This is a genomic window from Desertimonas flava (assembly GCF_003426815.1).
Lineage (GTDB): Bacteria > Actinomycetota > Acidimicrobiia > Acidimicrobiales > Ilumatobacteraceae > Desertimonas > Desertimonas flava.
Genome location: NZ_QKYK01000004.1, coordinates 65,489 through 80,198, shown reverse-complemented (window position 1 = coordinate 80,198; position 14,710 = coordinate 65,489). Strand labels below are relative to the sequence as shown.

The window sequence follows — 14,710 nt, the reverse complement described above, 5'->3', positions numbered from 1 at the left end:
CGGGATCAGAAGCCCGGAACTCGTGACGCCCACCGGCAGGACCACTGCCGACCGCCACGACGGTCGTGGCCTCTCGCCACGGCCCCGCGGGAATGACACAGGGGGGATTTGTCGCGCTCTCGTGTCGCCGAGATGTCGCTTATGACGCCGATGTTGCGGTTTCATGACGACCCGTGATAGACCAGTGCGGCCGGCGGCGTCGACCGCACGCCTGGCTCACCCCCCGGCGAGGGGAACCAACCAATGACGGATTTCTTCGACGACGACGACACAGGCTTCTGGGAGACCAAGCGCTCCGAGCCCACCATCCAGCTCAACCGGGTGCGTAAAGCCCCGGAACGAACCCGGACCCACCGGGTCGTCGAGAAGGATCCGACGTCGACGAGAGGTCTCGCCCGCACCGGCAGCGTCCCCCGCACCGGCGCCATGCGCACCCACGGCGAGCCGGCGGGGCGCGACGACGACACGGGCACCGTCTGGATCGAGCCCACCACCGGCGCCTGGCCCGGGCTCGGTCGGCGGTCCCGCCGTCGCACCGGACTGCTCGGCAGCGTCGATCCTCGACTGCTCAGCGTCGGCGCCCTGTCGGTCGCCGCCGTCCTCGCCGTTCCGCTGTTCGGGGCGCTCGGCGACAAGGACAGTCCCGACGACGTCCGCTCGGTGGCCGCCGCGTCCACCTCGACCATCGCCACCACGGCGACGACGCTCGCGCCGACCACGACGGCCGTCGTGATCACCGCACCGGTGACGGCCGACGACGATTCCGGCAGCTCCAGCCGCTCGGCCGGCGCCGGCGACGCCCCCGCCGACGAGACCGGGGGGATGTCGACCGGCTCGGGATCCGGTGGCGGCTCCAGCGATGGCGAGAGTGCCGGGTCCGGCGTGCTCGCCGCTCCGGCCGTCCGTGTCGCCGCACAGTGCGGCAACCCCTACGAGGTGGCCTCCGGCGACTACTGGATGGGGATCGCCAACAAGATCGACTACCCACTCGCCCAGCTGCTGGAGTACAACGAGGCGACCTCCGACACGCCGTTGTACCCGGGCTCGATCGTCTGCCTCCCACTCGGCACGTCGATCGCTCCGCCCACCACGGCGGCCCCGGCCACCACGGCCGCTCCGAGCCCGGCCCCCACGACCGCGGCCCCGACGACCGCGGCGCCGGCCGCGACCGACGCGCCGGAGACCACCGTGGCCACCACGCAGCCGGCCACCACGGAGGCGCCCGAGACCACCAGCCCGCCCGCCACGACGCAGGCGCCCGACGAGGACGACGACGATCGGCCATCGGGGCCCGTCCCGAGCGGCGGCGAGGTCGAGCAGATGATCCGCGAGATCTGGCCCGACGACCAGGAGGAGCGGGCGTTGCAGATCGCCTGGCGCGAGAGCAACTATCGCCCCGACGTCACGTCGCGCACCGGCTGCTGCCACGGCGTGTTCCAGATCCACGAGCAGCACCTCAGCTGGCTCGCCGACTACGGCATCACGTCCGTCAGCCAGCTGTTCGACGCCCGCACCAACATCCAGGCGGCGTACTACCTGTACCAGCGCTCCGGTGGCTGGGGACCCTGGGCCCTCGGCTGACCCCGCCCGGTCCACCCGCCCGTCTCGACCCGTCCGAGTGTTGAACCGCGCCCGAGTGTCGGACGGCCCGATGCCGGGCATTCCACACTCCGGTGGCCGCCCCCGACGGGTTCCGGCGCTGCCCGGCCCGTACGGTTGAGCCGATGGCGTCTCCCCGTCGCCGGCCACCAGTCGTCCTGCGGGCGTTCGTCGCGCTCGTCGGCGTCGTCGCCATGCTCTTCAACGCCGTGCTGATGCTCTCCGACCGAGCGCCCGGGTATCTGAAGCGCGTCGGCGGGGCGACGATCACGAGGCTGTTCGATCGCATCGACCTCGGCGGCCGAGGTGCCGACGTGCTGAACGACCCCCGCCTACCCCGCAGCGACACGATCGTGCACATCGCCGTGTGGGCGATCGCCACCGTGTTCGTGGGCTGGGCGTTGTGGAGCTGGATCGGCCTGATCGTCGGATCGATCGTCGTCTTCGGCGCCAGTGCGGTGATCGAGAAGCTGCAGGGATCGGTGTCGACCTCTCGGGAGGTCGAAACCTCCGACCTCACCGCCAACTTCGCCGGCGTCGCCCTCGGGACGGTGTTCGTCGCGTGCTGCTACCTGCTCTACAGCGGCCTGGCCGCGCTGTTCGCCCGCCGCCCCTACGCGTGACGGGTTGCTTCATCCGAGTACCGAGCGCGCAGATTCTGGCCCTTCGGTACTCGGGTGACCTTCAGTACTCGGATAAGAGAGACGTCGGCGGGGGCGACCTCAGCCGGCGTCGCCGGTTGCGTCGAGCTTGGCGACGAGGGTCTTGGGCGCCACCTTGCGGAAGCTGTCGGTGACGATCGACGCCACCTCGTCCCAGCTGACGTCACGGTCGAGCCGGACGCCGAGCCAGCCCGACGGACCGACGTAGGGCGGCCGGAAGAAGCGCTCGGGCTCGGCCTCAACCATCTCGGCCTGCACGCCCGGGAACGCCGGGCACCAGATGCCGAGGATGCCGTCGCCGTGGTGATCGTCGACGAACATCGCCACCGTCTTCTTCCCACGCACGAACCACGCCGGCGAGCCGTGCGAGAGCCGCTCGCTCACCTCGGGGAGCCCGAGGCAGATCTCCCGCACACGTTCGAGCGCCTCGGCGGCGCGGCGTTGATCGGCCATACCGACGATTCTGGCGCGCCCGGCGGCTCCTACGATGCGCGCATGGGGCAGGCCACGTGACGGCACGACCGGCGGCGAAGGACGCGAGCGACTCGGGCGACACGATGCGTGTCGACGTGTGGATGTGGGCCGTCCGTCTGGTGAAGACCCGATCGCTGGCGACCGACGCGTGCAAGGGCGGCCACGTGAGCATCAACGGCCGCTCGGCCAAGCCGGCCTCATCGCTGCGCGTCGGGGACCGGGTCGAGGCCCACATCGCCGAGCGCGACCGCGTCCTCGAGGTCGTCAAGCTCATCGACAAGCGCGTTTCGGCCCCGCTCGCCGCCGAGTGTCTCGTCGACCACAGCCCGCCCCCTCCGCCTCGCGAGTACGTCGCCCCGCTCTTCCGCCGGGACGCCGGCACCGGCCGCCCCACAAAGCGCGACCGCCGGCGCCTCGACGACTTCCGCGGCCGGCGCGGTTGAACCACACCTCCGACGCCATCTCGCGCTGATCCCCGAGACGGCCGCCCCGTTCGGTGCGCCGGCCGTCGCGCGCCGCCCGAGCCGTCGTGACTCTTGACATCGCGGCGAGGGCCGTAGGCATACTGGAAATGGAACCGGTTCCAAACCGGCCGGCGTCCGGACTGCGCAGGGGGAGCCGTGCAGGGAATGGGGAAACAGTCGCCAGCGAACGTCACGATCAACGACGTCGCTTCGCACGCCGGAGTGGGCAAGGGCACGGTCTCGCGAGTGCTCAACGGCGGAGGCAATGTCAGCGCCGCGACCCGCTCGCGCGTCGAGGCGGCGATCGCCGACCTCGGCTACGCCCCGAGCTACGCCGCCCAGAGCCTGGCGCGGGGCCGGCTGGCCACAGTGGTGGTCGTCGTTCCCTTCGTCACCCATCCCTCGGCGGTGACGCGCGTCCAGGGCATCATCGAAGGGCTCCGCCCGAGCGGCACGCCCGTGTCGATCCTCGACGTCGAGACCCCCGAACACGCCCGTGGCCAGTTCCTCATGCTGCTCGGCAGCCTGCGGCCCGAAGGGGTGATCGTCGTGTCGCTCACGCCCGACGGCGACGTGCGCCGGCGGTTGCTCGAGGCCGACTTCCCGGTGGTGTGGATCGACGCCAAGGTGCAGGGTCACGTCAGCTTGTTCATCGACAACGCCGAAGGTGGCCGGCTGGCCGCTGATCATCTGCTGTCACTGGGGCACGAGGCGATCGCGTTCATCGGTGACGACGAGGCCCACAGTGGCTTCGGCTTCACCTCGGCCGCCGAACGGCTTCGGGGCGTCACCTCGGCGCTCGCCGAGCGTGGGCTCGAGCTGCGCAACTGCCTCACCGGCCCGCACTCCAAGGATGTCGCCCGCGAGCTGGCCGTGCAGTTGCTGACGGGGCGAGATCGGCCGACCGGGATCGTGACGACCTCGGACACGCAGGCCGTCGGCGTGCTCGCCGCGGCACGGGAGCTGGGGATCGACGTCCCCGGCGAGCTCTCGGTGGTCGGCTTCGACGACGTGGAGATCGCCGAGTCCGCCGGCCTGACGACCATCCGACAACCGATCGCCGAGTCGGGACGCCGCGCCGCGCAGCTGATCACGTCGCTGGCGGGCGGCGACAAACCATCCCGGCGCCACGTCGCGCTGCCCCTGCAGCTCGTCGTGCGCCGGAGCACCGGCGCTGCTCCAACAGCGCCGGTGCAGCAACCAGCAACCACCACCGGATGAGGAGCACCCATGCAGAAGCGATCACTGATCGGCCTCGCGGCGACGCTGACGATAGCGGCGACCGCGACGGCCACGGCCTCGGCGTTGCCGGCCAGCGGGTCGGCCGCGACCGGCTGCGACGGCACCATCGACGAGGGAACACTGTCGATGTTCGCCCACGAAGGCAGCGAGGCTGACGCCTACACAGCGGCCATCGAAGCGTTCAACGCCGGACCGGGAGCGGACATCGGCGTCTCGGTCGACCTGACGCTCATCCCTGAGGGCCAGTACACCGACCAGATCAACTCGGCGGCGGCCGCCGGCGACCTGCCGGCGGTGCTCGACTTCGACGGCCCCAACATGGCGAACCTCGCCTGGGTTGGCAGTCTCGTGTCGCTCGAGTCGTGCGTGACCGACGAGGTGCGCAACAACCTTCTGCCCTCGATCGTCGAGCAGGGGACCTACAACGGCGAGCTCTACGGTCTCGGCAGCTTCGACTCCGGGCTCGGCCTGTACGCCTGGGCGTCGGCGCTCGAGGAGGTGGGAGCGCGGATCCCCGCCGGGGCCGATGACGCCTGGACGGCCGATGAGCTGGAACAGATTCTCCGCGACCTGCAGGAGGCCGGCTACGAGCACCCGCTCGACACCAAGTTCTGGTACGGCGTGCAGGGCGAGTGGTCGACGTACGCCTTCGCCCCGATCGTCTGGTCGGCGGGCGGCGATCTCATCGACCGTGAAACAGGCGCCACCGCCGACGGCGCGCTCAACACGCCCGAGGTGGCCGCCGCGCTGACCCAGTTCCAGACGTGGGTGACCGACGGGCTGATCGATGCCGATGCCGCCGACGACTCCAACTTCCTCGAGCAGCGTTCGCCGATCTCGTGGGTCGGTCACTGGATGTACGTCCCGTACAAGGAGGCGGCCGGCGACGACCTGGTCGTGCTCCCGCTTCCGGACTTCGGCAACGGGACCCGTACGGGGATGGGCTCGTGGGCGTGGGGCATGACGTCCAACGCCGGCGACCCCGACGCCGCCTGGGCCGTGATCGAGTTCCTCATGTCGGACGAGACGATCCTCGCGATCACCGACGTGAACGGGGCGATCCCGGGGACCCGGTCGGCGGTCGAGCAGTCGCCGCTCCATCAGCCGGGCGGCGACCTGGAGTTGTTCGTCGAGCAGCTCGACGGGGCGCCCGACGTCGCTGTGCCCCGGCCGGTCACGCCGGCGTACCCGACGATCACGAGCGTGTTCCGCACGCTGATCGACAACATCATCCAGGGCGCCGACGTGCAGGTTGAGCTGGACGCCGCGGTCGACGAGATCGATGCCGACATCGAGGCCAACGAGGGCTATCCGGCTCCGGGCTGAACGCAACCATCCCCCCACGCAGCGGCCGCCGACGTTCCGGCGCGGCGGCCGCTGCCGGTCCGCCTGGAGGTCGAAGCCGTGGAGGCCGAACCATGATCACGCTGCGGCGACCCAATGCCGAACGCGCCGAAGCCCGCGCCGGATTGCTGTTCTCGGCACCGGCCATCGTGCTGCTGCTCGCCACCGTCGCGCTCCCGTTCGCCCTGGCCGGCTGGTTCTCGCTGACCAATCGCCGGCTGATCTCACCGCTGCCCACGAGGTTCGTCGGGTTCGAGAACTTCCGCGACGTCCTGACCGACGGAGCGTTCTGGCGCGGGCTCAAGAACAACTTGATCTTCGTCGCCGTCATCGTCCCCGTGCAGACAGCGGGTGCGCTCGGGCTGGCCCTGCTGGTGAACACGAACCTGCGGGGCCGCGTCGTGTTCCGCACCATCTACTTCATGCCCGTCGTCACCGTGATGGCCGCAGCGGCGACGATCTGGACGCTGCTGTTCAACCCGGACGGGCTCGTGAACGCCGTGCTCGAGACGGTGACGTTCGGCGCGTTCCACCCCGACTGGCTGCAGAGCACGACCTGGGCCCTGCCCGCCGTGATGATCGTGTCGCTCTGGCAGGGCGTCGGCTTCCAGATGATCATCCTGCTGGCGGCGCTGCAGGACGTGCCGGCGAGCCTCTACGAGGCGGCGTCGATCGACGGTGCGTCGCGCTGGGAGCAGTTCCGCCACGTCACCGTGCCCGGGATCCGCAACGGCCTGCTCTTCGTCGTCACCGTGACGACGATCCTGTCGTTCCGGCTCTTCGATCAGGTGTGGCTCATGCCCCGGTCGCCGGGCGGGCCGCGCAACTCGACCCGCACGATGATGCTCGATCTCGTCGAGACCGGGTTCGGGCGCCAGCAGATCGGTCGGGGGTCGGCGATCGCCATCATCTTCTTCGTGCTCGTCCTGAGCCTCACGATCGTCCAGCGGCGCTTCGTGAAGGAAGCGAGCCAGGAGTCATGACCGCCACATCGGATGATCACGAGGGCCGTTCGCTGCGCCGTGACCGGCGGCGCATGGCGACCGTTCAGTACGTCATCATGATCGTCGCCGCGGCGTTCTTCCTGTTCCCGCTCGTCTACATGGTGGCCTCGTCGTTCAAGGAGGACTCGGCCGTGCTGTCGAGCGGCGACTCGGTGAGCGCGTTCTCACCCACACCGTTCGTCGGTCTGGAGAACTACCGCGACGCCGTCGACCGGGCGTCGTTGACGCGGGCGTTCCTCAACAGCGTGGTGATCTCCGGCAGCATCGTGATCGTCGGGCTGGTCGTCAACAGCCTGTTCGGCTACGCCCTGGCGCGCCTGAAGTTCCGCGGACGCAGCGTGATCATCGTCTCGGTCATCGCCTTGATCATCATCCCGTTCGAGGCCCTCGCCGTTCCGTTGCTCTACCTCGCCGCCGAACTCGGGTGGCTCGACAGCTACCGGGTGCAGATCGTCCCGTTCATCGCCAACCCGCTGTTCGTGTACCTCTTCTACACGTTCTTCCTCAACGTGCCGAAGTCCCTGGAGGAGGCAGCGAAGGTCGACGGCGCCGGCCCCGTCCGGACGTTCGTGTCGATCGTGATGCCGCTCGCCAAACCGGCGTACGCGACGATGGCGATCCTCGGCTTCCTGTTCTCGTGGGGCCAGTTCCTGTGGCCGGTGATGGTGACCAGGGGGATCGACGTGCGGCCCCTGCCGCTCGGCATCGGCACGTTCAAGACGACGCCGCCGGTGCAGTGGGGCGACATCATGGCCTACGCCACGCTGATGACGTTGCCCGTCCTGACGGTGTTCGTGCTCTTCCAGCGCTGGTTCGTCCGGGGCGTCGCGTCGACCGGCGTGAAGGGATAGGTCTCCGTGCTGCGACTGGCCGATCGATGGGTCTGGGACTTCTGGTGCGTGGCCGACGGCGCCGACGTGCATCTCTTCTACCTGCAGGCTGACCGCGCGCTCGGTGATGCCGATCAGCGGCATTGGAACTCGTCGATCGGCCACGCGGTGTCGCGTGACCTGCGCGGGTGGACGGTGCTCCCCGATGCCCTCGCTCCCTCGCCCGGCCCGGCGTGGGACGACTACACGGTCTGGACGGGCAACGTCGTGCGCGGGCCCGACCGGTGGCATCTGCTGTACACCGGCACCTCGCGCGCCGAGAGCGGGCTGGTCCAGCGCGTGGGGCACGCCGTGTCGGATGATCTGATCGCGTGGGAGCGTGTCGGCGACGGCCGGGCCTTCGAGCTCGACGACCGTTGGTACGAGACGCTGGACACGTCGATCTGGCACGACCAGGCGTGGCGTGATCCGGTGGTGGTGCACGTCGACGGTGTCTGGAACGCGCTGGTCACGGCGCGTCTGCCGACCGGCGAGAGGAGTGAGCGCGGCACGATCGGTCGGGCGACCTCGCCCGACCTGACGACGTGGGAAGTGCGGCCCCCGCTGAGCGGGCCGACCCCGTTCGGCCATCTGGAGATTCCTGACGTCATCGAGCTGGACGGGCGCTGGTTCCTGTTGTTCTCGAGCGCCCGGGGCTCCGTGCCGGCAGAGGGCCACGCCGGGACCGATCCCGGCACGTACGTGGTGCCCTCGACGGCCGGTCCGCTCGGCCCCTGGGACTGGGATCGTCTCCATCTGATCCTCGATGAGGGGTGGTACGGGGCGAAGCTGGTGACGCCGCCGAGCTCGACCGACCGCCCCGCCCGGCCCGTCGCCCTGGCGTGGCGCGAGCACGACGATCACGGATTCGGGGGATGGATCAGCGACCCGATGGCCGTCCACGTCACCGACGGCAGGATCACCGTGACGCCCACGTAGCGCGCCCGAACCAGGCCGGCAGTAGGCGCCGAGGCTCCGCGTCGTGGCGCGCGACCTGCTCGAGATCGACGGGTGCAACTGGCAGCAATCGGCCTAGACTCATCGAGCCACAACAACTGCGCTCGTAGCTCAATGGATAGAGCATCTGACTACGGATCAGAAGGTTGGGGGTTCGACTCCCTCCGAGCGCGCCAGCCAGAAATGTGATCTACCAGGACTGACGGTATCCGGGGGTCCGGTCAGACCGTCCGGCTCAGGACGGTGACTGGAGGACCGGTGCGGCACGGTCCGGATGAGCAGCCGCCACGGTGGAACGACCCGCGCGCCTCCAGCAGGGAGCGATCCGGTCAGCCGATGATCGCTCGGGCTGCCCGGCGAACGCGCACGAGTGCGTCCCCGGCGACGACGTCGGCGCGTTCCAGCAGACGCTCCGTCGGCACCGTGCCGGCCAGGTTGACGGCGATGATCCGTTCCTCACCGATGCTGATGTGCCACGGGCGCAGTTGCGCCGGTGCCTCATCGAGCACGGGGGCGACGACCGCTCGCTCGGCGAGGCGATGGAACCTGGAGTCGGAAACGACGAAGACGAGCCGGCGCGTCTCGTCGCCGCGATCAGCGAGCCAGAACTCGCCGGCCGAGGGCGTCAACGTGCGTCATCCATCCAGGCATCTACCTCGGCCTCGATCCGTTTGCGCTCGGTTCGCTCTTCAGCCGTCTCCGCGACAGCCGCAGCCTCGGCAGCGGCCCAGAACTGCTCGGCTTCGTACGCGTCGAGGGCCGCGACGACGACGTCCTCGAGTGACTCGCCATTGCGGCCGAGTGCACGCAATCGGTCCCGCGTCTCGGTGGACACCTTCATCGTCGTCACCTCGGCCATACCAGAAGTATACCCGAGCTGGCGCGCCGTGGTCGTCGACGCATGTGGTGCCCCGCGCATCATGGCGCCGTGGCTGCTCACTGGGCCGGCAGTCGCATGAAGCGATGACCAGGACAGCGGCGAGCGCAGTGGTGTCGCGTCGGCGGGCCGTCGGCGTTCGTTCGAGGCGGTCCACCGATATGGTGAAATTCGTGCTGATCGAGGTCGACAGACCGTAGCCGTCCGTCGAGGCGGCGCCCCGCCCGGATCGAGTGTGCCCGTCACGCGCTCCGCGCCGCCGCTTCACGTTGCTGTCGTCCCCGCCCGACCTGCCGCTCGAACGCGTCACGTGTCGGCCCTCACGGCCCTCGGCCGGACCAGGAGCACTCCTTGCCACCCATCTCTCCGTCATCGCCCGCCCCTGCGGTCACATTCCGCGACCTGTCGTTCGCATGGCCCGATGGCAGTGTCGTCCTGTCACGCGTCAACGGCACGCTCAGCACCGGCCGCACCGGGCTGGTCGGTCGCAACGGCGTCGGCAAATCCACACTGCTGCGTCTCGTGTCGGGCCGGTGCGTTCCGACCTCGGGCCACGTCGACGTCGTCGGCGACGTGGGCCATCTCGCCCAGTCGCTCACGCTGCAGCGCGATGCCACCGTGCCGGCCTGCTCGGCATCGCCGAGACCCTCCATGCCATCCGCGCGATCGAATCCGGCGACGTCGCAGAGCACCACTTCGATGCCGTCGGCGAGGACTGGGACATCGAGCACCGCGCCGACGAGGCGCTTCGTGCCATCGGGTTCGGCGCCGCCGACCTCGACCGGCGGATCGAGCAGCTGTCGGGTGGCGAGACGATGCTGATCGCGATCACCGGACTGCGGCTGCGCCGGACGTCGATCACGCTGCTCGACGAGCCGACGAACAACCTCGATCGGCCGACCCGTCACCGCGTGGCCGAGCTGATCGACTCGTGGCCGGGGACGCTGGTCGTGGTGAGCCACGACACCCAACTGCTCGACCGCATGGAGCGCACCGCCGAGCTCCACGACGGTCACCTCGACGTCTTCGGCGGGCCCTACCACGAGTGGCGCGACCACGCCGATCAGCGTCAGGCTGCGGCCCAACAGGCGGCTCGCGCCGCCGAGCAGGCGCTGAAGGTGGAACGGCGCCAGCGCGTGGAGGCCGAGACCAAGCTCGCTCGACGGGACCGGACCGCTCGCGCGACCCAGCGCGACGGAGGCATTCCGCGGATCCTCGCCGGCAATCGGGCGAGCCGGGCCCAAGCGTCTGCCGGCGCGATGCGAACCGGCCTCGACGCCAAGGTCCGCGCTGCGCAGGCAGCGCTCGACCTGGCGTCGGCCCGCGTCCGTGATGACGAGCACATCCGCCTGGAACTGCCCGATCCCGATGTTCCCGCTCGTCGCCGCATCGCCGAGCTGCGCGACGCCGATCGTGCATGGGTGATCCAGGGGCCGCAGCGGGTGGCGCTCGTGGGGCCCAACGGCGCTGGCAAGTCGACCTTGGTGGAACGTCTCGTCCATGGCGTTCCGAGCGTCGACGGTCGACCATCGGCCACGCTCTTCACCGATCGTGTCGGCTACCTCCCCCAGCGACTTGACGGCCTCGACGACTCCGCCAGTGCCCTCACAAACGTTCGTGCCGCCGCCCCCTCCACGCCTGCCGGCGTGCTACGCGGGCAACTGGCCCGTCTGCTGCTGCGCGGGAGCGATGTCGAACGGCCCGTCGCCACGCTGTCGGGCGGCGAACGGTTCCGCGTCGCCCTGGCGAGGTTGCTGCTGGCCGATCCGCCACCGCAGCTTCTGGTTCTCGACGAGCCGACGAACAACCTCGACGTGGCGACCGTCGAGCAGCTTGTCGACGCGCTCGGCGCCTACCGCGGCGCGTTGCTGGTGGTCAGCCACGACGACGCCTTCCTCGGGCGCCTCGGCATCGACACCGTGATCGAGGTCGACGGAGCCACGCTCGGCGCGCGCTGACCGATGCATCGCCGAAGTGCCGATCCATCTCGTTGTGGTCAGTGCCCCGCGGCTGCGCCGAGGTTTTCGGCCTGATCGTGGCGGCCGTGTTCGATCTGGCCGTAGGCAGACCCGCGCGTTGGCGAATCGAGGAGACCGGTGTCCTCACCCCACGCAGAGGCGCCGAAGGTACAGCGGTGGACTCGACAGAGTTGGCCGCGGGACGTCTGATCGCTTCCTCGAATCAGAGTATGTACGCCGAACGACACCACTCGCGTGATCGTCTCGGAGACGTCGCCCCGCACGGCCTCCTGACCGCCGTACGCCCGGTAGACGGCGAGGCTGAGATGAATACCGACGAGCAGGAGCGTGGAGATGGTGCACACTGGCGGCGCCGTGAGGCCGTCCGGGTTGCGTCCGTGGTTGACAGGATCGACTGAGTCGGGGGAGGGCTGGGTTGCGCGCGGTAGTGGTCGGTGAATGGTTGGCCGGCGCGCGGCGTGATCGGTGTGTCGCTCGGCAGGAGGAAGGGCCTGGTAGATCGGCAGATGCAAACACAAGTTGACACCGGCAGGACGCATTGCCATCTCACTACGGATCAGAAGGTCGGGGGTTCGACTCCCTCCGAGCGCGCTGAGGCTTTCCAGCCTCTGACCTGGGCTGCATCCGGGGCTTCGTTGCGGTCAGGCTGCCGTAGGCGACGTGCCCGAAGAAGATGCCGTTGTCGACTCGTCGTTGCGCTTCGCCGGTCAGGGCGGCGGCGAGCTGCGGGCCGATCGTCCCGGTCGTCACCAGCTGGGCGGCACCGCGCTCGATGATCGACAGCATGTAGTCAGCGTCGTGGACCTGCACGAACCCGTAGCTGCGGACCTGCAGCCGTTCGACCCCTGCTTCGGTCGCGAGCCGCGAGAGCCGACGGACCACCCACGCGTCGTTCACGAACGCCGGCGTGAACGCGGCGACGCAACACTGCAGCGGGTCGGTGGCCGACAGCGCCACCGTCGTCGTTGCGTAGTCCCCGTCACAGATCGCCAGGACTCCTCCAGGGCGCAGCACCCGAACCGCCTCGGTCACGACCGCCGTCGGGTCCGGGGCGTGAGACAACACGCGATGGATGATCGCGGCGTCGAAGGACGCGTCGTCGAACGGCAGGTCGGCGCCGTCGGCGCGTTCGAACCGCAACCTGCCGCCGGGCGCGAAGCGGCGGGCCCGCTCCAGCAGCGGCTCCGACGGATCGGTACCGACGTACTCACCGACCTCGATCAACCGAGTGATGATCCGAGCGATCGCACCGGTGCCACAACCGATCTCGACGACGCGCGAACGGTCGGAGGGGTCGAGCCTGCTGAGGTAGTCGGCGACCATCGCCTCGTGTTGGGGATCGGCGGCGCTGGTCTCCATCGCCATGGCCACTCGCTCGATGACGGCGTCGTCCGCCTCGGTGATCACGGAGTACACGTCAGGCATGCGCACCTCCCTTGGTCGTGCCAATGCTTACCCGAGCGACGCCGCCGGGCCAGCTGATAACACCGTCATCCGACGACAGGCACGGTGTCCTCGATCGTCGGTCCCCGGGGACGAGTTCGTGCATCTGCGCCCCGCTCCATGCCGACGGACATTGGCTTGGGCTCAGCGCTGGCTCTGGAACGCCAGCCGATCAACTCGACCCGCTGAGAGGTCGGCGGGCGCCTCGCCAGGCGACGGTGCCATCTTCGACCTCGGGTCGCGCGCGTCGAAGCATTGCGTGTCGTCAACTCCGAATGACAGCGCGACGCGAGGCCCATCGGCCCTACCCCTGCGATCGCGAACGGAGCACGCTGAACTCGGAGCTGCGTGCGACCCGAGGAGATCGCGATGAACACGACACCGCTGTCATCAGCCAGGCCGAGAACGGGTTGGTGACGTTGGCGGACTGCGAGCTGGGCGTCACCGCGACCGACGCCGCCGAGAGAGTTCCGCGAGTGAGAGATCGGAGCCCGTGATGGCCATCGCCACCGACGATTCCTCAACGGACGTGACGACGTCACGCGTCGCGTCGCCGCCGGCGAGATGGTCGACGGCGCTCCTTGCGGCAGCATTCGTCGCCCTCGCCATCATGGTCGGCCGCGACGGCGACGTGCTGTGGCAGCTCGTCCGTGTCGTCCTCGTCGGCGCCCTGGCGGCGGCTGCGTTCGTCACCGTCTCGCGCCTTCCCGAGCGGTCGGTCGGGTGGCTGATGGTGATGGTCGGCCTCGTCGTGCTCCCCGCCGGAGTCGGCTTCGTGCCCTACGTCGTCGAGAAGCCCGCTTCCCTCGGGTCCGTCGCGGCGATCGGCGCCGTTGTCAGCGGGGCGTCCCTCGTCGTGCTGGGAACGGTCGCGCGGACGCGCGGGAGGGGCCGGCTGCGTCGAGCCGGGGCCGGGCTGGGCACGCTGGTCGCCGCAGCGATCGTCACGTTCGTCGTCGGCCCGGCCGTAGCGGTGACGAACGTTCCGCGGCCGGAGGTCTCTGCCACGCCGGCGAGCGTCGGCCTGGCCTACGACGACGTGACGCTGCGCACCGCCGATGGCGTCGACCTCGCCGGCTGGTTCGTGCCGGCGGTCAACGGCGCGGCGGTCGTGCTGCTCCATGGTGCCGGATCGACGCGCTCCGACGTGCTTCCCGAGGCCGAGATCCTCGCCCGCCACGGTTTCGGGGTGCTGCTCGTCGATGCTCGCGGGCACGGCGAGAGCGGCGGCCGGGCCATGGACTTCGGATGGCACGGCGATGCCGACATCGCCGCAGCCACCGCGTTCCTCGCCGAGCGCGACGACGTCGAGCCCGGCGGCATCGGGGTCGTCGGTTCATCGATGGGCGGCGAGGAGGCGATCGGCGCCTCGGCCTCCAACCGGCTCATCCGGGCCGTGGTCGCCGAGGGGGCGACTGCACGGACGGCCGCCGACAAGGGCTGGATGTCGGACCAGTACGGCGTACGCGGCCTGCTCCAGGAGCAGATCGAACGCATGCAGTACTGGCTCACCGACGTCTTGACGGCGGCAAGCCCGCCGACCTCACTGCGCACCGCGGTGCGCGAGTCGCGCACCACGCCGTACCTGCTCATCACGGCCGGCGCCGTGCCGGATGAGGCGCACGCCGCCGCCTACATCGCCGGCGCCGCGCCGGACCGGGTGGAGACCTGGAACGTCGAGGGCGCCGCCCACACCGAGGGACTGGCCGTCTCACCCGCCGAGTGGGAGCACCGGGTCATCACCTTCCTCGCCGGCGCCCTCGGTGTGCGAGTCGAGGCCTAGCGGTGACCGCGGC

General features: G+C 69.9%; 13 protein-coding genes, 1 tRNA gene and 1 pseudogene. 11 read left to right on the top strand and 4 right to left on the bottom strand.

Annotated features, from left to right (window positions below; all coding sequences use genetic code 11):
• Positions 1-243 precede the first annotated feature (243 nt).
• Both DN771_RS07055 and DN771_RS07050 read left to right on the top strand, forming a co-directional pair.
• Positions 244-1,581: a LysM peptidoglycan-binding domain-containing protein gene (locus DN771_RS07055; RefSeq protein ID WP_116996651.1), complete on the top strand. Its 1,338-nt coding sequence runs from the start codon at positions 244-246 to the stop codon at positions 1,579-1,581.
• A gap of 143 nt (positions 1,582-1,724) precedes the next feature.
• Positions 1,725-2,222, top strand: coding sequence for a hypothetical protein (locus DN771_RS07050; protein ID WP_116996650.1), 498 nt, complete (start codon positions 1,725-1,727; stop codon positions 2,220-2,222).
• Between the two features lie 99 nt (positions 2,223-2,321).
• On the opposite strand, the gene DN771_RS07045 is transcribed toward DN771_RS07050, so the two are convergent.
• On the bottom strand, positions 2,322-2,714 hold the full coding sequence (locus DN771_RS07045; RefSeq protein WP_116996649.1) for an MmcQ/YjbR family DNA-binding protein: 393 nt from the start codon (positions 2,712-2,714) through the stop codon (positions 2,322-2,324).
• Between the two features lie 56 nt (positions 2,715-2,770).
• Here DN771_RS07045 and DN771_RS07040 point away from each other — a divergent pair, with 56 nt between their 5' ends.
• The 7 genes from DN771_RS07040 (at position 2,771) to DN771_RS07010 (ending at position 8,791) form a co-directional block, all read left to right on the top strand.
• The gene (locus tag DN771_RS07040) at positions 2,771-3,178 is read left to right on the top strand and encodes an RNA-binding S4 domain-containing protein (RefSeq protein WP_227462284.1); all 408 of its coding nucleotides are present in this window, start codon (positions 2,771-2,773) and stop codon (positions 3,176-3,178) included.
• A 186-nt stretch (positions 3,179-3,364) separates the two neighbouring features.
• Positions 3,365-4,420: a LacI family DNA-binding transcriptional regulator gene (locus DN771_RS07035; protein ID WP_116996648.1), complete on the top strand. Its 1,056-nt coding sequence runs from the start codon at positions 3,365-3,367 to the stop codon at positions 4,418-4,420.
• Between the two features lie 9 nt (positions 4,421-4,429).
• Positions 4,430-5,767, top strand: coding sequence for a sugar ABC transporter substrate-binding protein (locus tag DN771_RS07030; protein WP_116996647.1), 1,338 nt, complete (start codon positions 4,430-4,432; stop codon positions 5,765-5,767).
• 92 nt (positions 5,768-5,859) lie between these two features.
• On the top strand, positions 5,860-6,768 hold the full coding sequence (locus DN771_RS07025; RefSeq protein ID WP_116996646.1) for a carbohydrate ABC transporter permease: 909 nt from the start codon (positions 5,860-5,862) through the stop codon (positions 6,766-6,768).
• A complete protein-coding gene (locus DN771_RS07020; RefSeq protein ID WP_205528458.1) occupies positions 6,765-7,640 on the top strand; it encodes a carbohydrate ABC transporter permease in 876 nt (291 codons plus the stop codon). The genes DN771_RS07025 and DN771_RS07020 overlap by 4 nt, the downstream gene beginning before the upstream one ends.
• A gap of 6 nt (positions 7,641-7,646) precedes the next feature.
• Positions 7,647-8,597 carry a glycoside hydrolase family protein gene (locus tag DN771_RS07015; protein ID WP_116996645.1) on the top strand — a complete coding sequence of 317 codons (951 nt, stop codon included), beginning with the start codon at positions 7,647-7,649 and terminating at the stop codon, positions 8,595-8,597.
• A 118-nt stretch (positions 8,598-8,715) separates the two neighbouring features.
• Positions 8,716-8,791, top strand: a tRNA-Arg gene (locus DN771_RS07010).
• A 153-nt stretch (positions 8,792-8,944) separates the two neighbouring features.
• Here DN771_RS07010 and DN771_RS07005 read toward each other — a convergent pair.
• Together DN771_RS07005 and DN771_RS07000 are read right to left on the bottom strand one after the other, a co-directional pair.
• Positions 8,945-9,244: a type II toxin-antitoxin system PemK/MazF family toxin gene (locus DN771_RS07005; RefSeq protein ID WP_116996644.1), complete on the bottom strand. Its 300-nt coding sequence runs from the start codon at positions 9,242-9,244 to the stop codon at positions 8,945-8,947.
• Entirely contained in the window at positions 9,241-9,474 is a 234-nt protein-coding gene (locus tag DN771_RS07000; RefSeq protein ID WP_116996643.1) for a hypothetical protein, read from the bottom strand. Before DN771_RS07000 ends, DN771_RS07005 begins: the two co-directional genes overlap by 4 nt.
• A gap of 378 nt (positions 9,475-9,852) precedes the next feature.
• Here DN771_RS07000 and DN771_RS06995 point away from each other — a divergent pair.
• Positions 9,853-11,450: pseudogene (locus DN771_RS06995) on the top strand (ABC-F family ATP-binding cassette domain-containing protein).
• A 570-nt stretch (positions 11,451-12,020) separates the two neighbouring features.
• Here the strand turns inward: DN771_RS06995 and DN771_RS06985 are convergent.
• Complete coding sequence (locus DN771_RS06985; RefSeq protein ID WP_116996641.1) at positions 12,021-12,896, bottom strand: methyltransferase domain-containing protein; 876 nt, start codon at positions 12,894-12,896, stop codon at positions 12,021-12,023.
• Between the two features lie 514 nt (positions 12,897-13,410).
• Between DN771_RS06985 and DN771_RS06975 the strand changes: the two genes are divergently transcribed.
• On the top strand, positions 13,411-14,697 hold the full coding sequence (locus DN771_RS06975; RefSeq protein ID WP_116996639.1) for an alpha/beta hydrolase: 1,287 nt from the start codon (positions 13,411-13,413) through the stop codon (positions 14,695-14,697).
• Positions 14,698-14,710 lie beyond the last annotated feature (13 nt).